Genomic DNA, 19,115 nt, shown 5'->3' with positions numbered 1-19,115 from the left:
GCGGTCCGAGGCATCACCCCGATACAAATCAGGGCTCCGTGAGGCCCTCGGGATTTGGTTGTACGCCGTAGCTATGAACGCGATTGGGCAGCGAGCTGCACTGCCTTTTGTTCCGCAAAGTAGACCAGCCGTGTTCGGCGAAGAGCTGGCTCCGAGTGCCGACCGTCCACCGCTGCTAACGAGATGGATGGATCCCGCTTCGGGGCGCTAGGCCGACGCGGGTCCTGCGTCGAAATTCCTTCCTCTGGAGACCCTGATGCTCACCCTCGACCTCCCGGTCGAGCCGTACTGGCTCGACCTGCCGCGCGGCGTCCGCGTCGAGATCCGTCCCGTGACAACCGCCGTGATGGCCGCGGCGCAGGCCGCCGCCGCGCGCCGCTTGGCGGCGATCCGGATCGCCGATCCGGACCTCGACCCCGATATGTCGCGCGGCCTGTCCTTCGCCTTCCTGGTCAAGGCGCTCGCGCGGCACGCCGTCACCGCCTGGGACGGCGTCGGCGACGCCGCCGGTAAGCCCCTGCCGCTCTCGCCTGAGGCGGCCGAGCGCCTGATGGATTTCGACGACATCGCCGCTGCGTTCTGGGACCGCGCCACCGCGCCGGTCGCCACGGTGGCCGCTGAGGGAAACGGCTGAGGGCCCGCGCCGCCTGGCATTTCGGCCGCGGGCCCGAATACTGCCGCGGCTGCGCGGCGCTTGCACGCGACTGCGGTGCTGCCTGCCCCTACGCCGCGCATTCTCCTCTCAGTCTCGAAGGCCACGCCTGTTGGTCCGCCTGCACGGCCTGCGCGGAGGCGAGCATGGCCGGCCTGACCCTCGACACCGCCGGCGCGCTGGCCGCGGCGCGAAACCTCGGCGCCACCGGCTGGGCCGCCGCCGAACTGCTGCTCGCCATCCGCATCGGCATGGCCGAGGGCGCCGCCACACATCGCGAGGGGGAGACGTGCTGACATGGCCGACGCCACCCGCCGCGTCTCGGTCCGCCTGTCGCTGGACGATGCCGCCCGGGTCAAGGCCGGGCTGCGCGAGGTCGGCGAGACCGGCCAGCGCTCCCTCGACCAGATCAAGGGCGGCGCCGAGCGTGCCTCCCGCTCGCTCGATCTGCTGGACGTCGCCACGCGCGGCATCCAGCTCGCCGGCGTGGCGGTGGCCGCGCGCGCCCTGGTCCAGGCCGGTGACGCGCTCACCCAGAGCCTCTCCCGCCTGCAGAACGCCACCGGCTCGGTCGAACGCGCGGGGCAGGTCTACGAGGCGCTGTACCGCAACGCGCTCTCCACCGGCGTCGCAGTCTCCGAGAGCGTCGACGCCTTCCAGCGGTTTTCGATCGCCGCCCGCGAGATCGGCGCCACCTCCGACCAGGTGGTGCGCCTGGTCGGCGGCCTGCAGCGCGTCGCCATCGTCTCCGGCGCGTCGACACAGGAGATCTCCTCCGCCACGCTCCAGCTGGCCCAGGCGCTCGCCTCCGGCGTGCTGCAGGGCGACGAGCTGCGCTCCATCCTGGAGGCCATGCCGCTGCTGGCCGAGGGGCTCGCCAAGGAACTCGGCGTCTCGATCGGCGAGCTGCGCAAGCTCGGCTCCGAGGGCAAGCTCACCGCCGAGCGGGTGTTTCCGGCGCTACTGCGCGCCACCGAACGGCTCGGCGCCGAGCTCGACCGCGCGCCGCTCTCGCTCGGCCGCGCCTTCGGGCAGCTGACGGCGGCGACCGAGAATTTTCTGGGCCAACTCGACCGCGCCATCGGCCTGTCCAACGCGCTGGCGCGGGCGCTCTCCGCCGCCGCCCGCGCGGTGGACGGCGTCCGCCAAGGCGCCGGCCTGCTCAGCGAGGAGGAACGCTTCGCCGGCATGCGCCGCCAGGCCGAGGCGCTGGCCGCGCAGATCACCCGGCTGGAAAGCCAGCAGGACGGCCGCGCCAGCCTCACCGCGCCGGTCCGCCGCGGCAGCATCCGTCCCGGCCTGGTCGGCGCCGCCGAGCAGCAGGCCGGGGTGGATCGTGCCGCCCGGCTGGAGGAGCTGCGCCGGCAATACACGGAGCTCCAGGCCGAGATCACCCGCGGCGAGCAGGCCGCCGGCGAGCGCCAGCGAACGGAGCAGGAGACCGCCGCTGCTGCCGCGGCTGATGCCCGCCGGCGCCGCGCCACGCAGGACGTGCAGGACCTTACCCGCGACCTCGACGACCGCTTCCGGATCAACCGGGAATACGAGGAGCGCGTCCGCCGGCTGCGCGAGGCCGAGGCCGCCGGTGGCGTCACCGCCGCCGAGCGTACTCGCCTCGAGACCCTGGCGCTCCAGGAGCGCGACGAGGCACTGCGCCGGCTGGAGCCCCGTGTCGCTGCCGTCCGCCGTGCCAGCACCGAGGGCGCGCGCGAGGCGCGCGAGGCCGAGCGGGAGCTCAACGAGCTGCTGCGCGAGCGCGAGCGGCTGATCCAGCAGAACGAGACCGCCTATGAGCGATACCAGCGCCGCCTCGCCAATCTCTCCACCCTGGTGGAGCGGGCGGAACGGGCCGGCCGGGCGGTGCCCGACGAGACCATCCAGCGCGAGGCAGTCGCGGCGATGGAGGAGCTGGAACGCGCCGAGCGCCGCGTTGAGGAGGGCGCCTCGCGCACTTCCGACACCGTCCGCGAGCTGGGCCTGACCTTCTCCAGCGCCTTCGAGGACGCGATCGTCAAAGGTGAGAAGTTCTCCTCCGTGCTGGAGGGCCTGCTGCAGGACATCACCCGCATCCTCGCGCGCAAGGTCATCACCGAGCCGCTCGGCAACGCCGTCTCCGCTGGGCTGTCGGGGATCTCCTTCGACAGCCTGTTCACGGATGTCGGCTCCTGGCTGGGCGGGCTGTTCCGCGCCGAGGGCGGGCCGGTCGCCGCCGGCCAGCCGTATGTCGTTGGCGAGCGTGGGCCGGAATGGTTCGTCCCCCGTCAGGCGGGCACCGTGCTGCCGAACGGCGTGGTGCCGGGCGCGGGCGGCCCAACGATCCACACCAGCATCACCATCGATGCGCGCGGCGCCGATGCCGGCGTCGAGGCGCGGCTGCGACTGCTCGCCGGGCAGATCGCCCGGCAGGCATCGGCGATGACGCTGGATGCCATCCGCCGCGGCGGGGCGGCCTACGACACGGTGCGGGGATAGCGGGGAGGGCGAACCATGACCGAATACGCCTGGCCCGCCACGCTGCGGCCGTCGCGGCTGAGCTTCTACCTCCAGCACAACACGCTGCGCTTCGTCTCGCCGGTGAGCCGCGCCACCCAGGTGCTGCGCCGCGACGGGGCGCGGTGGATCGCCGAGGCCAGCTTCGATCCGCTCAACCGCATGCAGGCCGGCGTGCTGGAGGGGCTGCTGGCGGCGCTCGCCGGCTCCGCCAACACCGTGCGCATCTGGGACTGGCGACGGGAGTACCGCACCGGCGATCCGCGCAGCCAGGGCGAGGTGCCCTCGGGGCCGTATTCCTTCTCGGACGCCACCATCTTCACCGACGGTACGGGGCTGGTGGTGGGCTCGGGCACGCCGTCGCTGGCCGCCGGTGCGGCGCGCGGGGCGCTGTCGCTCGCGACCCAGGGCTGGTGGCCGAACGCCGTGGCGGTCGGGGCGGGGGATCATATCGGCCTCGCCGGCCGGCTCTACATGGCGACCGAGACCATCGTGGCCTCCGGCACCGGCACCGCCACCATCCCGATCGCCCCGCCGCTGCGCGCTGCGGCCCCGCTCGCCGAGCCGCTGGTGCTGACGACGCCGACCGTCGCCATGCGCCTCGCCTCCGATGACGAGGGGATAAACCCCACCCGGCCGGGGCGCTTCACCGCGATCACCATCCGCCTGGAGGAGGTGCTGCCATGACGGACGGCATCACCGCCACGCCGCGGCTGTCGCCCCAGGCCGCGGCCGCCGCCACCGCGCCGGTCGCCACGCCGGTGGTGCTGGTGGAACTCGACTTTGCCTCCGGCCCCATCCGCGCCTGGACCGGTCTCGGGCCGCTGCATTGGGCCGGGGTGACCTATGAGGGCATGGGCACCATCGGCGCCGTCTCCGACATCGAGGAGACCGCCGAGCTGCGCGCCGTGCGCATCACCCTGACCCTCTCGCCGGTGCCGCAGGAGGTGGTGGACATCGCGCTGGCCGAGCAGTCCTTCCGTCTCCGCCCAGCGCGGCTGTGGGGTGCGCTGCTCGATGCCGAGGGGGCCTTCGTCGCCGATCCGTTCCCGCTCTGGGCCGGGCTGATGGACACCATGCAGGTGGTGGACGGCGCCGAGCCGCGAATCTCGCTCACCTGCGAGAGCCGGCTCGTCGACCTCGAGCGCGCCGAGGTGCGGCGCTACACCGATGCCGACCAGCAGGCCGAGTATCCGGGCGACCGCTTCTTCGAGTTCGTCCCCGCCCTGCAGGAGGCGGAGATCCGGCTGCCCGCCAGCTGATGGCCCGGCTTCCCGATTGGCACGCGCGGCTGGCAGCCCTGCTGGCCGCGGCAGAGACGCGTCCGTTCGACGCGCATCGCTGGAACTGCGGGCGCTTCGCCCTCGCCTCTGTCGAGGCATGCACCGGCGCAAAGGCGCGCATCCGAATGCACCCCTCGCTCGAGGCCACCGCGGACAGCGCCGGCTTCCCGCGCATCCCGTCGGCCTTCGCGCGGCCGGGGGATGTCGTCCTCGCCGGGGAGCCGCGGCGCCTCGGCGTGGTGGTCGATGGCGGACGCGCCGCCTTCGTCGGGCCGCGCGGGTTGATCCGCGCCCCGCTTACCGCCTGCACCATTGCCTGGAGGATCGCCTGATGCCGGCTGCGGTGCCGCTCATCGCCGTCGCTGCCGCCGGCGTGGCCTCGGCGGCCGTCGGTGGTGGGATCATCGGCGCCGTGGTTGGCGCCGGCGCGGCCTTCATCGTCTCCGCCATCGGCCAGTCGGTCTTTCCGCAGAAGCAGAAAAAGCAGGCCAGCCTCAGCCCGCAGGCGGCAGCGATCGCTGGCTTCGACGCAGGCCAGCCGGGCGCCGGCCGCACCCAGGCCTTCCGCCAGCCGGTCACCGAGCACCAGCTCGTCCTCGGCCGCTGCAAGGTCTCCGGCCCCATCGTCTTCCTCCACTCCGCCACCGACGATGAGGGCCGCGCCGATGGCTACTTCTATTCCGTCGTCGTGCTCGCCGCACACCGTGTCCGTGCCATCGGCGAGGTGTTCCTCGGCGACAAGGTCGAGAGCGACGGCTCGCTCGCCGGGCTGGTGCGCATCGACCGCCATCTCGGCGACCCCGACCAGGCCGCCGATGCCAACCTGATCGCCGAGACCGCCGGCCAGTGGACCGTCGAGCATCGCGGCCGCGGCCGGGCCTATGTCGCCGTCCGCCTCAAGCTCACCGCCGAGGCCTTCCCCGCCGGCCCGCCCAACATCGCCGCCATCGTCGAAGGCGCCGACACCATCCTCGACCCGCGCACCGGCGCGGTGGGCTGGTCGGACAATCCCGCCCTGCTGCTCGCCTGGTACCTCACCGCACCCTTCGGCTGGCGGGCTGCCTGGGCCGATATCGACATCCCGGCGCTGATGGCTGCGGCGAATGTCTGCGACGAACTGGTCGGCACCCGGGCCGGAATCTATGAGCGCCGCTACACCGCCAACGGCGTGCTGTCCCTCGCCGAGGGCAAGATCGCCATCACCCGCAAGCTCGCCGCCGCCATGGCCGGCGCGCTGGTGGTCTCGGGCGGGCGGTTCTTCATCCATGCCGGCGCGCCGGCCTTGCCGGCCGCCACCCTGACCTCGGACGACCTGCGCGGCGACGTCACCATCCAGGGTGCGCGGCCGCGGCGGGACCTCTTCAACGGGGTGCGCGCCGTCTATGTCGAGCCGGCCGCCAACTGGCAGCCCACCGATGCCCCACCGCTGCTGGCGAGCAACTACGTCGCCCAGGATGGCGGCGAGATGATCTACCGCGACCTCGAATTTCCGCTCACCACCTCGGTCGCCACCGTGCAGCGGCTGATGAAGGTCGAGCTGGAGCGCAATCGCCGCCAGCGCACCGTGGCCTTTCCCGCCAACCTCTCGGCCCTGCGCCTGCGGCCCTGGGAGGCGGCGACGGTCGCCCTCGACCGCCTCACCCCCTTCCCGGCACGGGTCACCGCCTGGTCGCTCGCCGCCGAGGGGGGTGTCGATCTTACCCTGGAGGAGGAGGACGCCGCGGTGTGGGACTGGAACCCGGCGGTCGATGAGCGCGCGACAGGGAGCAATCCTGCGGTGGTGCTGCCGAACCCCGGCGTCATCGCCGCACCCGCCAGCATCACGGTGGAGACGCCGCAGGCGACGGCCTTTGCCGTGCTCTCGCTGTCCTGGGCGGCGGTCGGCTCCTCGCACCTCGCCGGCTACCAGGTGGAGTTCGTGCCGGCCTCGGTGGCGGCTTGGCAGGGCTACGGTGGGTCGCTCGGTGCCACGGCGGCGGCCATCCCCACCGCCGAGCCGACCGGCTTCCGGGTGCGCGCCGTGGCGCGCAGCGGGGCGGTGTCGGGCTGGCGGCAGGCCCTCGTCCCGGCCGCGGTGGCGGCGCCGACAGCGACGGGGATTGCCGGCGGCATCCGCCTCGCCGGCGGGTTCCCGCCCGATGCCGTCCGGCTGCAGGTGTTCGAGGCCAGTTCCAGCAGCCTCGCCGCGGCGGTCAAGCTGCCCGAGGAGCCGACCATCCTCTTCTGGGACCGCGCCGGCCTCAGCGCCGGCGACACGCGCTGGTACTGGCTGCGCGCGGTTTCGGCCGAGGGCAACGTCTCGGCCCTGGCAGGGCCGGTGACAGCGACCGCGCTGTAGGGAAATCCGCCATGCCCGCCCGCATCGATGACCTGCTGGTGCTCGACACCGCGGTCAGCAAGACCGACTTGGCCAAGTACCTGCGCGACCGCGAGACCGTGCTGCCCTCCGACTTCGGCGGATTGGGCGACGGCGTCGCCGACGATCGCGCCGCCATCCAGGCGGCCTTCGACCGCGCCGCGGCGGACCAGAAGTTCGCGGTCATCCCGCCCGGCACCTGGAACGTCTCCGCCGGCGTCACCCTCGGCGGCGGCGCCCGCGGGCTGATCATGCACGGTATCATCCGCTACACCGGCACGGCGCCGGCGACCGTGCTGACCCTCGGCGATGGTGGCACCGTTCGAAACGGCGAGAAGCACTACGCCGGGTTGCAGGTCATCCGGCAGAGCCAGTCCGACTGGCTCGACGAAGCCGACATCGGCATCCTGGTCCGCAACATCGACGCCTCGGTGGTCGAGCTCCGCCTGGTCTCGGGCTTCACCATCGGCATGCGGACGCTGGGCGACGGCCGCGGCGTCGAGGACAGCACCTTCCATCTCGGCCGCATCCTCAACAACCGCATCGGCCTCGACATCCACTGCGCCACCGCGACCGCCTGGAACACCTCGATCCGCTACTATGGCGGGCACTTCGCGGTGGCGACCGGGATCAACCCCACCATCGACCGCTTCGGGATCCGGCTGTCCAACGCGCCCGGCGCCTATTCCAACCACAACCGGCACGTCTTCGACGCGCCGAACTTCGAGCTGCGGCAGCTTGATCCGAACGTCGCCATCCCTTTCCTCAACGAGACCAGTGGCTCGGCGATCATTGGCCGCGCGCTGCGCATGGAGGCCTGCTCGCCCATTGTCGCTCGGCATACCGCCGCGGCGCAGGACTGCGAATACGAGGTTGCGTGGAGCAACACCTACCAGGTCGGCATCGACTACACGGCGACGGCCACGCGCTGCGGCAACACCGTGCTCAATCGCCATCGCGCGCCGGCGTCGCGGCACCTGCGGCTGCTCGGCTCCGTGCCGAATGTCCGGGCCGGGGCGTTCCGGCACAGCGCCACCGAGATCGGCGTCGAGGGGCTGGGGGTGGTCGCGACCTCCACCACCGCCGCCACGACGCTTGTCGGGCTGTCCTTCAACGGGCTGGACGACATCATGCCGACCGGGCGCGGGCTGCTGCTCGCCGCACAGCGGGGGCTGGCCTTTGTGGTGGAGTGCGGGCAGGCGAAGGAGTTCGCCCTCATCCATTCCCTCGTCGGCGGGGCGGATGGCGGGCGGATCTTCGTGCGGTGCTTCGATGCGGCGATGAATGTGCGGGAGAATGTCGCCGGCGACGCGCTGGCCTCGATCACCACGCTGCTGTGGAACATCCCGTCCAAGGCCTGGACCGGCGGCGCTGCCATGGCGGACGCCTCGCTGAACAAGCGGATGACGGTGCGGCTCGGGCCCGGCGTTGCCTTCGCGCAGATCGGCATCGTCGGCTTCGACGGGCAGATCGAGCTCGAGGCGCTGCGGCTCTACGGGCTGCCGGAGGCTGCGCCGGCACTGCTCTGCGGCACGCCTGCCCTGCCGGCAGGGCAGCGGGAGTTCGCGGCGGAGGTAGTTTGGGACCTGCCGTCACTGGCACCTGGTGTGACCAGCCTGCTCGACGTCACCGTCGCTGGTGCGCGACAGGGGGATCTCGCCGAGGCGGCGCTGGCCTCGTCGACGCGCTTCATCGAACTCGACGTTGCGGCCTGGTCCAACAACACCGTGCGCGTCATGGCCCGCAACATCTCGCCCAGCGCCACCTTCGATCTCGGCGCGGCGACGCTGTCGGTGCAGGTGACCAAGCGGCGCGTGCCGTGAGTGGGCTGGCGGGTGCGGCTCCATCGCCTCCGCACCCGCCTCCAACCATGCGGCCGGCCCTATGACGGCCGGCCTGGCGGGCACCAGCGGGTTCGCCGCCATTCCCACCACCGCCCTCGATCCGCCCCACCGTGCGGCGTCTCCGGCGGTCCCCGCGCTTTCGGGTCCGGGTCCCCATTGCAGCGGACCGGATCGTCCGGCCGCGCCGCGGCTACGCGACAGCCGTTTGGCCATCCACCAGCTTGCGGAACTCAGTGAGCATCTCCGGCTGGTGCTGCTGGAGCCAGCGCTCGACCCGCGCATTCGCAACGAGCTTGGTCAGATAGGTCCGCGCAAGCACCATCCGCAGATGGTCCGGACCGTAGGATTGCTCCGCGACCTTGATCTCCCGGTCGAGCCGCGCCGTCTCGCGCTCCATCAAAACCACCTGCTCGCGGGTCAGGGCCTTCGGCGCCTTCGGCTTGCCGTCCTGCACCAGCTGGTCTTCCGGTGTCGCGACCAGCAGCGCCTGGACGTAGCCCTTCGAGTAGCGGTTCATGCCCACCATCATCTCGGCAGCTTCCATCTGTCGCAGCGGCATCATGCGCCGCAGAATGGAGAACACGCTCAGCGAGATCGGCTTGTCCTTCAGGATCTCGACGGCCTCCGGACAGATGCCTTGAAGGGCGCGCTTCTTTTGGCGCAGCGTGCTGATGTCGATGTTGAGTGCACGGGCCAAGCGCTCTTCAGGAACGTTCCGGTCGACCGCCTGCAAGATCATGCGGTGCTCCTGCACCGCGGCGAGGCGGCTGATGCGCTTATTGTAGGTGAATGCCTCGTCGTCAGTCGCGACGAGGCAGAGGACATCGACAGCGCCCCGATCGCGCAAGATCTCGACCCGGAGATGCCCATCAAGCAGTAGGTAGGCGTCCGGCTCCGACGGATGGCGCACCACGATCGGCGGCTCGATCAGGCCCACCTCGGCCACGGAGGCAGCGATCTGCGCATACTTCGTCGATCTCCGCGTCTTGCCGGAGACCGGGCGCAGCGGGCGGATCCGTTCCAGAGGAACCTGGATGCTGGTGGCCTCGAACGCACTCTTGATGCGCGGCGGCTTGTGCTCGGCGACCATCTCATGCCTCCCCGGGCGCGGGACCAACGCGTTCGGCAAGTTTGGCCGGCATCGTATAGAGGCCTTCGGCGCGCAGCAGATTCACGAAGCCCTCATCGGCTCGAAGGGCCCGCAGCGCCTCCACCACGAACAACAGCATGCCCCGCGTGTTCGTCGCATCGCGCACGATCATGCGCTTCTTATCCACGTCCTGCCGATAGGTCCGCAGCAGGGAGTCCACCGAGAGCGGCCGCAGCCGGCGGCGCTCATTGGCCTTCACCCGCGGGCCCTGGCTGCGGCGCACCTCGATCAGACGCTTCGCGGACATCAGGTTGTGACCGCGCAGCAGCTTCTTCTCATAGGCTTCGTGCAGCACACGCTGCACGTTCGCGTCCTCTGCCTCCGCGATCTCAACTGCGACACTGACGGGCATCTGTCCGGCTTCCACCGCCCTCAGGAGGCGCGTCTCGCCGCCCGTGAGAAGCCGAAGAACGCCACGGACGTACTCCAGCGAGAGCCCAGTCTTACGGGCGATCTCGGGATCCGAATGGCCGCGCCGCCGCATGCCGTCGATATCGTGCAGCAGATCGATGGCTTGGTGCTGACGCCGGGCCACATTCTCGACCAGGCTCATCACGAGGCAGTCCTCGGTTTCGGCGTCCACCACCACGGCCGGGATCTCCACCTGGCCGAGTTCCCGGAAGGCTTCCAGGCGTCCCTGACCACAGATGAGGTCGTACCGGAGGCCCAGAGGACCGTGTCGCATGGCGACGGTGATGGGGCGCTTCAGGCCGACAGCAGCAATGCTGTCGAGCATCTCCCGGAACACCTTCCTGTTGCGGGCACGCGGATTGATCACGTCGATCAGCGCGATCGGGACAGATTGCACCTTCGCAGCGGCAGGGACAGGCATCAGGCAGCCTCCATGATGCTGACGCGCCGCGCCAGGTCGGCGAGAGCGTCCAGGGTGTCGAAGCGGAAGGCCTCGAGCAGAAGGTCGTTCGTCTCTCCGATGCGCAGCCGATCCAGCGTCGTATCGCGACGAGGCAGGAGGTAGTAGTCGCGGATACTCGCATTGCCGGGTGCCATGCGGACCGCGACGGTGATGTCCGGTGCGAGGCCCGTATCGAGGCGGATGTGCCATCGCACCGTTCCCGAAGGCGTCTCCTGGCAGCGCGCGAGAACGATGGATACCGTGAACTCGCCATTCACGGTCAGAAGGTCTGTGGCCGGATCCTGCTCGACGGCTCCTCCGACATCCCGGATCCCCGCCATTGCCTGAGCGACGATCTCCGGATGGAGCCTGCGCAAGGCACGGTTGACCTCGACATACCGGTAGTCACGGTCCGGCGAGAAGCCGACGAGCTGGTATGCGCGCAGGAGGCTGCCGAAGCGGGTTCGGTAGGCCGAACTGGAGGGAGCTCCGTCCACCTCGTCGATGACGAGACCGGAGAGGTAGCCGCGATTTGCGAGGATGGTCCGCAGGACCTCGAGCATCTCCTCATCCGTGAGGCGTCTCGATCGCTCCCGTATGATGATCTGCGCCGCCTCGAACAGCATCCGGTCGACAAGAGGCTCGAAGGCCCCGTCCCGCCGGATCCACATGTCCCGGCGATTGCGTACCCGCGCGCCCTGCAGCTTGCACGAGATGCGGTTCCAGACGTTGTCGCCGACATACTTCTCGTTGATGAGGACCTGGTGGACGGTACCGCGCGTCCATGGCCGCCCCAAGTCCGTGCTGATGCCCTGAGTGTTCAGCAACGCGGCGATCTCATTCTCGCTGCGCCCCTCCTCGACGAAGCTGCGGTAGATCCAACGGACCGCGTCCACTTCCTGAGATGGCCCAGGCACGAGGATCACGCGGTCCGTCTGAAGGCTCTTGTGCTCACCGCGGGCCAGCGGTGCCTTGCGGTTCCCGGCACCATCCAGGAGATGGCGGCGCAATCCGAACCCGGCTGGACCGCCCTGGCGGAACCCAAGCTCGATCAGCCGACCCTGCCCGGCAAAGACACGGACGGAGAGCAGGCGGCTACCCTCGCCCGCGAGGGCGCGCTTGACGCCCTTGACGATCGTGGCAACCGGACTGCCGTCATTCTCGAAGCCGTCAATGCAATATTCAACCTGAATGCCGGCCTTGCGGCACTGGTACTCGTAGAAGGCGCTCTCGTCGGCGTCCTGGAAGCGTCCCCAACGGCTGACGTCGTAGACCAGGATAAGGTCGAAATCCGCCCGCCCGGCTCGAACATCGTCGATCAGGCTCTTGAGGCCGGATCGGCCAGCGAGGCTCAAGCCGCTCTTGCCGTGGTCGGCATAGGTGCGGACGATCTCGATGCCGCGTTCTTCCGCATATTTTCGGATTGCTGCCGACTGGTTCTCTGTGGAGTAGCGCTGGTGGTCGGTCGACATCCGGACGTATTCGGCCGCACGCCGCCGGACGCCTTCTGAATCACCTGTGCTTGCCGTGGACGACCTCACACGCAGGCTCCCTGTCGCGAGCGCCGGCAGGCCGGCGGTCACCCTTCCAGCCGTGGTGCAAGGAACCAGCGAAGCCGCGGTGATGTCGCACCCTGCGCCGACTTTAGCGCAGGGACTTCAGCCACATGGGGACGGAGAAGGGCGGAACTCCGCCCGAATTGGGCGGAAAACTGCCCCATTCGCAGAATGACGTGGACGCACAGCCTCGGCATGCGTCAATGCTGACCGACGCGCTGCGTCGGGAGGCTCGCCGGGAACGAGGTGCCGTGAAGCGGCTGATGCGGTGGAGCGGCGCCAGCGAGGGTGCGGTCAAGGCTTGGCTTCGGGGCGACAACCAGCCACGGGCGGATCATCTCATTGCCTTGATGGCGCACTCGGATCAGATCCTGGACGCCGTTCTGGCCGCAGCCGGCCGCACGTCCACAATCCCGGTCGCGGAGCTCATCGTGGTACGTCGTCTCGTTGGTGAAGCCTCGAGCAGGCTGGATGCTCTCGTCATCGGGCTTTAGAATATGCGCTTGAAATTGTAGAACCTGGAGGGCATATTTCGGTGGCCCCATGGGCGATTGAGTTTCACGATGAGTTCGAGCCTGAATTCGACGCTTGGACAGAGGCTGTGCGGGAAGAGCTCCTGGCACATGCCTTGTTGCTCGCGGAGTTTGGGCCCCAGCTGTCTCGGCCTCACGCGGATACGCTTAACGGGTCGACCTACTCGAACATGAAGGAACTCCGCTTCAGGGCTGCGGATGGCGTGTGGCGCGTTGCTTATGCGTTCGATCCGGACAGGAAGGCGATCCTGCTAGTCGGCGGAAGCAAATCGGGCGTGTCCGAGAAGAGGTTCTACAAGAGCCTCATTGAACGGGCCGACGCGCGGTACGCAATGCATCTGAAGGGCCGGAGGGCGAGGAGCAAGGAGCGGTAGCGATGGGTAAGACCCTAGAAGCCAAGTTGGCGGAACTCGCCCCCGAGTCGCGCGCGCGCGTGGAGAGCCGAGCGGCCGAATTGATCGCTGAGGAGGCCTCTCTTCGCGATCTGCGGAAGGCAATGTCGAAGACGCAGACCCAGGTTGCTCGAAAGCTCAAGATTGGTCAGGTAGCTGTCTCTCGGTTGGAGCAGAGGGCCGATCTTATGCTCTCGACTCTCAGGGGCTATCTGAACGCCATGGGCGCCGAGCTCGAGGTCCGGGCGGTGTTCAAGGGCCGCCCACCTGTTCGACTGGTCGGCTTCGATCAGATTGCGCCGAAGGCAACGAAGCGTGCGCCTGCGCGGAAGGCCCCCTCGGGTTCCACCGCACGGCCGCGGGCGCGGTCAACGCGAACGTCAGCGAGCGCCTGAGATACACACCGCTCTCCAGGCAACAGGTCGGCGAGGGTTCGAATCCGGGCGCACTTCCTCCGCCAGTTACCATGCGAGCCGTGCTCTCCGCCTGACCGAGCGCGTCGCTGAGTGGCAGGTTTCCTGGGGTTTTCGGGGCAGACCTGTTGACTGGCTAGGTGCCGGGACAGTCAAAAATCGCTCTCCGGAGGCCGTTTTTCTCCGGACCTCCTGACTTGGCCGTTTTAGTACGGAACTCGAAAACCTAGGTAAAAGGCTGGTTTCAGCGCGGTCGGCACTTGCCCTGGTTCGAACCCCACTTGCCCGAAACCCGTACCTAGAGAGCGAACACTTTAGTACGGCACAATGCCCAACTTTGTCCCAACCCGCCCCCGGTTACCCTTGCTTCTAGAGATATTCAGCGCCTTTGTAGGCCTATGGATCACGCAATGCCCCAAGGCCCGGAGCGCAGGATGACGACGGAGGAAACTCAATCTCGCGGTGAGCGGCGCTGGATCGTCCTCGGCGAGGACGGGCGGCATGTAACGTTGGGGCGCCATTCCGACCCCTCGCCCGATGAAATCGCTCAGGCCGAGGCCGGCTTGGCAGCCCAAGGTCTCGCGGGATGGCTGGCGGTCATGGAAGGCGCATACTACCAGCCCGGCAAACCTTCCTTGATGGTGGTGCGGCCTCTATGCAGTCCCGAACGGCCCTTTGCCGAGGCGGCGGATGCATTCCAGGCCGCAAGGAAGGCGAAATTAGATGGCATGCAGTAGATCGAACAGCGCTCTCTTGCGTCACGGGTGCATGTGAGCATGGCGGACAGGCTCAATCCTGAATCGCGCAGCCAATTCATGTCGTTCATCCGCGGCAAGAACACGAGGTCTGATTTGGCACCTCGCTGCATGTTACATGTTAAGGCATACCACTTCCGACTGAATGGCCAAAACCATCACAGTGCTCCGGGGGGGGGCGGGTCTCCGAGCTACTACGCAGATCTCTTCGCTACGCGCGTGCCACGCGATGTCTGACCAGGGCGAGACGAGGACAGCCCGCAGCGGGCTGATGTCCCGCATCGGATCGAAAGATACCAAGCCCGAGGTAGTGGTCCGAAAGGGGCTGCATGCCCGAGGGGAGCGGTTCCGCCTGCACAGGAAAGACCTGCCAGGGAAGCCGGACGTCGTACTGCCACGCCACAGGACGGCCGTCTTCGTCCATGGGTGCTTCTGGCACGGCTGTCCGGACTGCGACCGGGGGCAGCGGCGGCCGAAGAGCAATACCGCGTTCTGGAATGCGAAGCTGGCCGCGAACCAAACCAGAGACGCGAGGGATGTAGCGGACCTGCAGAACTTGGGCTGGCGTGTCGAGACGATCTGGGAATGCGCTACACGTGACCCGAGTCGTCTCAACATCATTCTCGACCGACTCGTCCGGTCGTGGGACTCTCCTTCTCATGAATAGTGTCCATCGATCCGCGCCGGTTACCGTCGTCGACTTCTTCTCATGTGGAGGCGGCACGACCGCTGGATTTGCTCGCCGAGGCGGCTTCGAGATCAAAGCCGCTGTCGACCTCGAGGTAGCGAAGCCCAGCTCCGGCAAGGGGTCGTCCGAATGCAACCTGACCTTCCATGCCAACCACGGCATAGCTCCTCTGAATCGGGACATGATGACCCTGACCCCTGAGGAGTTCCGCTCCGAGACGGGAATCCAGAAGGGAGGGGTGGGGGTGATGATTTCGTGCGCGCCATGCACCCACCTGTCTCGTGCGAACCCGATGAACCACCTGGTCGACAAGGAGGAGAACACGCTCATCGGGAGGAGCGGAGACTTCGCTGTTGACCTGCTGCCCGACCTATTCTTCATGGAGAACGCCCGCGAACTGATCACGGGCAATTATCGCCATCACCATGAGGCGCTTGTCGCCCGGCTACGCCAAGCTGGCTTCGACGTGCGATCCGACGTCCACTTCCTGTCCCAGTTCGGCCTGCCGCAGATCCGCGAGCGCGCTCTAGTGGTGGCATCCCGCATCGGCCCGGCACGCACCCTGGAAGACCTGTGGCAGGGTTGGGCCGTAAATCCCGACGCGGTGACCGTCCGGACTGCGCTGGCGCGGCTTGCCGATTGGAAGGCAGAGCACCCGGACGACCCGGACGGGGATGCCTACCCTGGGATGAACGCCCTCACGCTGGAGCGCCTGGCGGCAACTCCCCAGGACGGGGGCGGCTGGGCGGACGTCGGGCACGATCCCAAAACGCGGCACCTGCTTACCCCGGACTGCCTTCGGCGGTGGGAAGCGAAGGATTTCGGGTCGCACCCGGACGTGTATGGACGCATGTGGCTTGACCGGCCGGCGCCCACGATCAAGAGGGAGTGCGCCCACGTCGGGAACGGGCGGTACTCGCACCCTGAGCAGGACCGGCTACTCACCGTGCGAGAGATGGCGACCCTTCAGGGGTTCCCCTTTGACTATCGCTTCCCAGCCAAGTCCGTGTCGAATCGTTATCGGCACATTGGTGACGCGGTGCCCCCTATCATCTCCTGGCAGATGTCTGCCCTGGCGAACTGGATGCGGACCGCCGTGAAGCCGGAGGTAGAGGAGTGGGTTATGCCCAAGACCTGCCTTCGCATCAGCGACATCGTTCGCTCCTCGGGCGTGCATGCGTCGCCGCGGCCGTCCCGCGCCAAGGAAGTGGCACAGCTCCGGCTGTCGATCTGAGCTTACAGTGTCCGCCGCAGGCTCCACCACGCATGTAGCGGGCAGTGGTTCACGTCGAGGTTCGTGATCGTCAGCTTGTCGTCGCTGCCGTCTAGGCGAAACCTGAAGGCGCTGATGTTCCCGGCCCTGACCTCCGCACTCGTGGTGCGCGTCCTGGTCAGAGGCGAAAAATCCCTGGCGGTCAGATCTCCGATCGCGAGGAGAAGATGCTTCGGGATTTCCCGTAGGTCATACCGAACATTCCCGGCATGCACGGGATCAACATAAGCGCGGAGAATGAATATTTGATCATAGTTCTCAAAATGTGGGAGCACCATCGCCGAGATATAACGAGGGATGTCCGCCAGTTCTGTTATTTGCTTGATCCAGGCTGCCTCCATTAGTTTGGAGATGGTGATCTGGTTCTGCCGCAGTCCGGCAGAAGCCTCAGTTTTCAGGGACAGCGTGTTGCCATCGATCGTGAGGTCGGCCCCTCTCACCGTCATACTGTTGGCAGGGACTACCCTCGAGCCTGCTATTCGGAAGGCCTCAGCCAGGATGTGCTCGAAGTTCTCCTTCTTCATGACCTGGTCGCTGTAGGCGTGGTGGGCGGTCATGCGCTGCAGCATGGCGAGAACGTGCCAAGTTGCGCAGCCGCTCGTCGAAGACGTCGCCCCCGATCTCGTTGTCGCCAATGCTCTTGATCTGAAAGATCTGACCGCCAAGCACGCGGCAAAGGGTCAGATCGAGAGTGCCGCCGCCCCAGTCGAAGACCAGGAGGACGCGACCTTCGAGTTCGGCCAATTCGCGGCGGAAGTGGGGCCGACCACGAAGGTGGGCGTAGAGCGCTGCGACCGGCTCATGGACAAACTGTACGACCCCGATGCCGGCCTTACGCGCAGCTGCACGCAGCTCCCGCCGCTGTGGACCCTCAAAGTCGACCGGGATCGTCATCACCGCGCGGTCCATCTCGTAGGGCTCGCCGCCGGCGCGTGGTTTGCGGGCGTCATCGCGGAGGAAGGCGAGAACCTTGGCGATGGCATCGGACGGCGCGATCTCGCGGCCGTCGAGATAGATAGGTCCCTCCCGCCGGAGACTCATTTTCGGTGACCGCAACAGCCCCTGCGGCGCTGCACCCTCGGCGCTGTCGAGGTGATCGCGGGCTGAGCGGCCAACCACCACTTCGCCGCCGCGGTACCACACCACCGAAGGATGCGGCCGGCGATCGGCTCGGTCCACAAGGGATATCACCGTCTCGCCTTGGATCAGCGATACGAGGCTGTTGGTCGTGCCGAAGTCTAACCCGAAGACTCGTCCAGCCACTCGATTTCCTCCTTGATCACCCCACGCCCGGACTGGATGCGGTGCTTAGCCACCTTGAGCGCCGGCGGCTCGATCTCCAGCGCGTCGGCCGCATCGGCCAGCAGCGTGTCGATGCGGCCGGCGAGGAGGGTCCGCATGCGCGCCAGCAGCTCGGCCGTCCCGTGTGCGCCGATCTGCCGGTTGTCCGCCATGGCCTGAGTGAGCCGCCCCACCTCCGCCTCCAGAGTCTCAGCGCGCGCCTCGACCGCTACCAGCTTCTCGCGCAGTTCGCGCACTCGATCGCGCTCAACGGCAAGCGCCGTGTCGAGTGCACTGGACCGATCCTGGGCTTCGGCCCGCGCGCGCTCAGCCCCCAAGATCCGGTCGAGTGCGGCGGCCTGCACAAGAGACAGGTCGCGCAGCTGGGCAATGCCGGCCTCCTGAATCCGACCGCGGAGGTCCGCGGGAGCGATGCGCGTGTCCGCTTCCGGCTCGCGGAGGGGCGCGAACAGAAGAGCCAGCATCTCACCCGCGCTGAAGTCGGGCTTGGCGTCGGTAATGCGTCGAATTGCGAGCCGTAGGAGGTTTTCGGCGGCCGAGCGTACTGTGCGGTCCTTGTCCCGCAGCCCTGGTGCTAGCCCAAGGGCAATCCGCCCAACCTGCTCGTGCGCGGGCGACTGCGGGTCAATGGAAACACCCTTGAGCCGGTCAGCAAGTAGGTGGCGTGTAACGTCGCCGAGCCAGCGTCGCAGGGCCGGTGGCGGGTTGGCGGCTCCCGTGAGCGCGAGGGTCTTGCGAAGATCGGGGTCTCGCGCTCCGAGCTGCTGGAGCGCTTCCTCCGTATCAGCTGCGGTGAAACCGCCTGCCGCGCGCACGGCCTTCGCCCACTCCGCCACCTTGGGAGTTGGCTCACCATAGTACGCCGCGAGCGTCGGCTTTGGCGGGGGAGGCGTAGCCATATCCTGCGGGCTGGGTGTCTTCTGGGCGTCGGCTGCGGCAGCCTCCCCTCGCGAATCAGTCTCATCGGCCATTAGTTGTCCTCTCGCGCTCGGCGGAGGCCCAGGTGCCGAATGGGTAGGTCGCCGACAAGAGCCCAAGAGGCTCGGCAGCAGCTTCTGGCGAACTACGAAGGGCTGCTTCTGCCCAAAGCGCCAGCGCCTTTTCACGGTCGGGTGCGTCGAGCGCCCCCGAGCTAGCGACCTGGCGACACTCGTCTTCCAACACGGGCGACCACGCTGGACGTTCGCGGAGCCGCCGCCAGAGGTCGAGAACTCGGGAAACCCCATCGTCGAGCGGGCATACGCCTACTGTCGCACCGCTTGCCGCAGCGGCTATCCCGCTGATTGCCGATGCCCCCCCAGCGAGTGCCGCGAGGCTTCGGGAAGCACCATCGAGCGGACCAAAGCCCGTGGTGACCGGGCTTACGAAGTTGTTCAGCGCAAACCGAACAGTGGCGCAAACGATGTCCGCTAGCGGGCGCCTATAGGGCTCAAGGCCATCAAGCGCCGCGACGTACTGAAGTTGCCCCGGTTCTGTGGACGGTCTGCGGGCAGTGGTCAGTCCTTCATGAGCATCTTCCTTGCTTCGAATTCGATGGGCGAGAGGTAGCCGAGGGACGAATGGCGCCTGGTCGGG

20 protein-coding genes are annotated in these 19,115 nt (G+C 68.1%); 14 read left to right on the top strand and 6 right to left on the bottom strand.

Features of this window, described 5'->3' with window-relative positions; translation table 11 throughout:
- Positions 1–256 precede the first annotated feature (256 nt).
- From E8M80_RS15535 to E8M80_RS15505, 8 genes are all read left to right on the top strand, one after another.
- Positions 257–634 (top strand): hypothetical protein, encoded by a 378-nt coding sequence (locus E8M80_RS15535; RefSeq protein WP_137126623.1) that lies wholly within the window; start codon positions 257–259, stop codon positions 632–634.
- A gap of 164 nt (positions 635–798) precedes the next feature.
- Positions 799–948: a hypothetical protein gene (locus E8M80_RS26020; protein WP_170979444.1), complete on the top strand. Its 150-nt coding sequence runs from the start codon at positions 799–801 to the stop codon at positions 946–948.
- A gap of 1 nt (position 949) precedes the next feature.
- Complete coding sequence (locus E8M80_RS15530; protein ID WP_137126622.1) at positions 950–3,124, top strand: tape measure protein; 2,175 nt, start codon at positions 950–952, stop codon at positions 3,122–3,124.
- Positions 3,125–3,139: 15 nt separating this feature from the next.
- Positions 3,140–3,829 carry a hypothetical protein gene (locus tag E8M80_RS15525; protein WP_137126621.1) on the top strand — a complete coding sequence of 230 codons (690 nt, stop codon included), beginning with the start codon at positions 3,140–3,142 and terminating at the stop codon, positions 3,827–3,829.
- Positions 3,826–4,404 (top strand): hypothetical protein, encoded by a 579-nt coding sequence (locus E8M80_RS15520; RefSeq protein WP_137126620.1) that lies wholly within the window; start codon positions 3,826–3,828, stop codon positions 4,402–4,404. The genes E8M80_RS15525 and E8M80_RS15520 overlap by 4 nt, the downstream gene beginning before the upstream one ends.
- Positions 4,404–4,757 carry a DUF6950 family protein gene (locus tag E8M80_RS15515; RefSeq protein ID WP_137126619.1) on the top strand — a complete coding sequence of 118 codons (354 nt, stop codon included), beginning with the start codon at positions 4,404–4,406 and terminating at the stop codon, positions 4,755–4,757. Before E8M80_RS15520 ends, E8M80_RS15515 begins: the two co-directional genes overlap by 1 nt.
- Positions 4,757–6,763, top strand: a complete 2,007-nt coding sequence (locus E8M80_RS15510) for a phage tail protein (protein WP_137126618.1) — start codon at positions 4,757–4,759, stop codon at positions 6,761–6,763. Before E8M80_RS15515 ends, E8M80_RS15510 begins: the two co-directional genes overlap by 1 nt.
- Before the next feature lie 11 nt (positions 6,764–6,774).
- Positions 6,775–8,604 carry a hypothetical protein gene (locus E8M80_RS15505; RefSeq protein WP_137126617.1) on the top strand — a complete coding sequence of 610 codons (1,830 nt, stop codon included), beginning with the start codon at positions 6,775–6,777 and terminating at the stop codon, positions 8,602–8,604.
- Between the two features lie 211 nt (positions 8,605–8,815).
- Here E8M80_RS15505 and E8M80_RS15500 read toward each other — a convergent pair whose 3' ends face one another.
- From E8M80_RS15500 to E8M80_RS15490, 3 genes are read right to left on the bottom strand one after another with little or no spacing between them, the layout of a single operon-like run.
- Entirely contained in the window at positions 8,816–9,715 is a 900-nt protein-coding gene (locus E8M80_RS15500) for a plasmid partitioning protein RepB C-terminal domain-containing protein (RefSeq protein WP_137126616.1), read from the bottom strand.
- Between the two features lies 1 nt (position 9,716).
- Positions 9,717–10,607, bottom strand: a complete 891-nt coding sequence (locus tag E8M80_RS15495) for a plasmid partitioning protein RepB C-terminal domain-containing protein (protein ID WP_137126615.1) — start codon at positions 10,605–10,607, stop codon at positions 9,717–9,719.
- Entirely contained in the window at positions 10,607–12,169 is a 1,563-nt protein-coding gene (locus tag E8M80_RS15490; protein ID WP_255467534.1) for a recombinase family protein, read from the bottom strand. Before E8M80_RS15490 ends, E8M80_RS15495 begins: the two co-directional genes overlap by 1 nt.
- 218 nt (positions 12,170–12,387) lie before the next feature.
- On the opposite strand from E8M80_RS15490, the gene E8M80_RS15485 reads away from it, so the two are divergent.
- The 6 genes from E8M80_RS15485 to E8M80_RS15460 all read left to right on the top strand — a co-directional run bounded on the left by E8M80_RS15485 (position 12,388) and on the right by E8M80_RS15460 (position 16,199).
- The gene (locus E8M80_RS15485) at positions 12,388–12,678 is read left to right on the top strand and encodes a hypothetical protein (protein ID WP_137126613.1); all 291 of its coding nucleotides are present in this window, start codon (positions 12,388–12,390) and stop codon (positions 12,676–12,678) included.
- A gap of 41 nt (positions 12,679–12,719) precedes the next feature.
- Positions 12,720–13,091, top strand: a complete 372-nt coding sequence (locus E8M80_RS15480; RefSeq protein ID WP_137126612.1) for a type II toxin-antitoxin system RelE/ParE family toxin — start codon at positions 12,720–12,722, stop codon at positions 13,089–13,091.
- A gap of 2 nt (positions 13,092–13,093) precedes the next feature.
- Positions 13,094–13,504 (top strand): helix-turn-helix domain-containing protein, encoded by a 411-nt coding sequence (locus E8M80_RS15475; protein WP_137126611.1) that lies wholly within the window; start codon positions 13,094–13,096, stop codon positions 13,502–13,504.
- Positions 13,505–13,956: 452 nt separating this feature from the next.
- Positions 13,957–14,259: a hypothetical protein gene (locus tag E8M80_RS15470; protein ID WP_137126610.1), complete on the top strand. Its 303-nt coding sequence runs from the start codon at positions 13,957–13,959 to the stop codon at positions 14,257–14,259.
- A gap of 163 nt (positions 14,260–14,422) precedes the next feature.
- The gene (locus E8M80_RS15465) at positions 14,423–14,944 is read left to right on the top strand and encodes a very short patch repair endonuclease (protein WP_370287452.1); all 522 of its coding nucleotides are present in this window, start codon (positions 14,423–14,425) and stop codon (positions 14,942–14,944) included.
- A complete protein-coding gene (locus E8M80_RS15460) occupies positions 14,937–16,199 on the top strand; it encodes a DNA cytosine methyltransferase (protein WP_137126608.1) in 1,263 nt (420 codons plus the stop codon). The genes E8M80_RS15465 and E8M80_RS15460 overlap by 8 nt, the downstream gene beginning before the upstream one ends.
- 2 nt (positions 16,200–16,201) lie before the next feature.
- On the opposite strand, the gene E8M80_RS15455 is transcribed toward E8M80_RS15460, so the two are convergent.
- Genes E8M80_RS15455 through E8M80_RS15445 form a run of 3 tightly spaced genes read right to left on the bottom strand, consistent with a single transcriptional unit; the run spans position 16,202 to position 18,511 of the window.
- Positions 16,202–16,795: a hypothetical protein gene (locus tag E8M80_RS15455; RefSeq protein WP_137126607.1), complete on the bottom strand. Its 594-nt coding sequence runs from the start codon at positions 16,793–16,795 to the stop codon at positions 16,202–16,204.
- Positions 16,728–17,501, bottom strand: coding sequence for an Hsp70 family protein (locus tag E8M80_RS15450; protein ID WP_137126606.1), 774 nt, complete (start codon positions 17,499–17,501; stop codon positions 16,728–16,730). Before E8M80_RS15450 ends, E8M80_RS15455 begins: the two co-directional genes overlap by 68 nt.
- Positions 17,477–18,511, bottom strand: coding sequence for a hypothetical protein (locus tag E8M80_RS15445; protein WP_137126605.1), 1,035 nt, complete (start codon positions 18,509–18,511; stop codon positions 17,477–17,479). Before E8M80_RS15445 ends, E8M80_RS15450 begins: the two co-directional genes overlap by 25 nt.
- Positions 18,512–19,115: the final 604 nt, after the last annotated feature.

The sequence above is a fragment of the Roseomonas sp. HF4 genome (genome assembly GCF_005222755.1).
Taxonomy (GTDB): domain Bacteria; phylum Pseudomonadota; class Alphaproteobacteria; order Acetobacterales; family Acetobacteraceae; genus Neoroseomonas.
The sequence above is the reverse complement of the archived record's forward strand: the minus strand, read 5'-3'. Positions and strand labels throughout refer to the sequence as shown.

Excerpts from the sequence above, each read along its gene's own strand:
- E8M80_RS15455 (WP_137126607.1), bottom strand. The coding sequence starts at position 16,795 with ATGACCGCCCACCACGCCTACAGCGACCAGGTCATGAAGAAGGAGAAC.
- E8M80_RS15485 (WP_137126613.1), top strand. The coding sequence starts at position 12,388 with ATGCTGACCGACGCGCTGCGTCGGGAGGCTCGCCGGGAACGAGGTGCC.
- E8M80_RS15470 (WP_137126610.1), top strand. The coding sequence starts at position 13,957 with ATGACGACGGAGGAAACTCAATCTCGCGGTGAGCGGCGCTGGATCGTC.
- E8M80_RS26020 (WP_170979444.1), top strand. The coding sequence starts at position 799 with ATGGCCGGCCTGACCCTCGACACCGCCGGCGCGCTGGCCGCGGCGCGA.
- E8M80_RS15530 (WP_137126622.1), top strand. The coding sequence starts at position 950 with ATGGCCGACGCCACCCGCCGCGTCTCGGTCCGCCTGTCGCTGGACGAT.
- E8M80_RS15535 (WP_137126623.1), top strand. The coding sequence starts at position 257 with ATGCTCACCCTCGACCTCCCGGTCGAGCCGTACTGGCTCGACCTGCCG.
- E8M80_RS15475 (WP_137126611.1), top strand. The coding sequence starts at position 13,094 with ATGGGTAAGACCCTAGAAGCCAAGTTGGCGGAACTCGCCCCCGAGTCG.
- E8M80_RS15505 (WP_137126617.1), top strand. The coding sequence starts at position 6,775 with ATGCCCGCCCGCATCGATGACCTGCTGGTGCTCGACACCGCGGTCAGC.
- E8M80_RS15445 (WP_137126605.1), bottom strand. The coding sequence starts at position 18,511 with ATGGCCGATGAGACTGATTCGCGAGGGGAGGCTGCCGCAGCCGACGCC.
- E8M80_RS15510 (WP_137126618.1), top strand. The coding sequence starts at position 4,757 with ATGCCGGCTGCGGTGCCGCTCATCGCCGTCGCTGCCGCCGGCGTGGCC.
- E8M80_RS15520 (WP_137126620.1), top strand. The coding sequence starts at position 3,826 with ATGACGGACGGCATCACCGCCACGCCGCGGCTGTCGCCCCAGGCCGCG.
- E8M80_RS15460 (WP_137126608.1), top strand. The coding sequence starts at position 14,937 with ATGAATAGTGTCCATCGATCCGCGCCGGTTACCGTCGTCGACTTCTTC.
- E8M80_RS15465 (WP_370287452.1), top strand. The coding sequence starts at position 14,423 with ATGGCCAAAACCATCACAGTGCTCCGGGGGGGGGCGGGTCTCCGAGCT.
- E8M80_RS15495 (WP_137126615.1), bottom strand. The coding sequence starts at position 10,607 with ATGCCTGTCCCTGCCGCTGCGAAGGTGCAATCTGTCCCGATCGCGCTG.
- E8M80_RS15500 (WP_137126616.1), bottom strand. The coding sequence starts at position 9,715 with ATGGTCGCCGAGCACAAGCCGCCGCGCATCAAGAGTGCGTTCGAGGCC.
- E8M80_RS15525 (WP_137126621.1), top strand. The coding sequence starts at position 3,140 with ATGACCGAATACGCCTGGCCCGCCACGCTGCGGCCGTCGCGGCTGAGC.
- E8M80_RS15515 (WP_137126619.1), top strand. The coding sequence starts at position 4,404 with ATGGCCCGGCTTCCCGATTGGCACGCGCGGCTGGCAGCCCTGCTGGCC.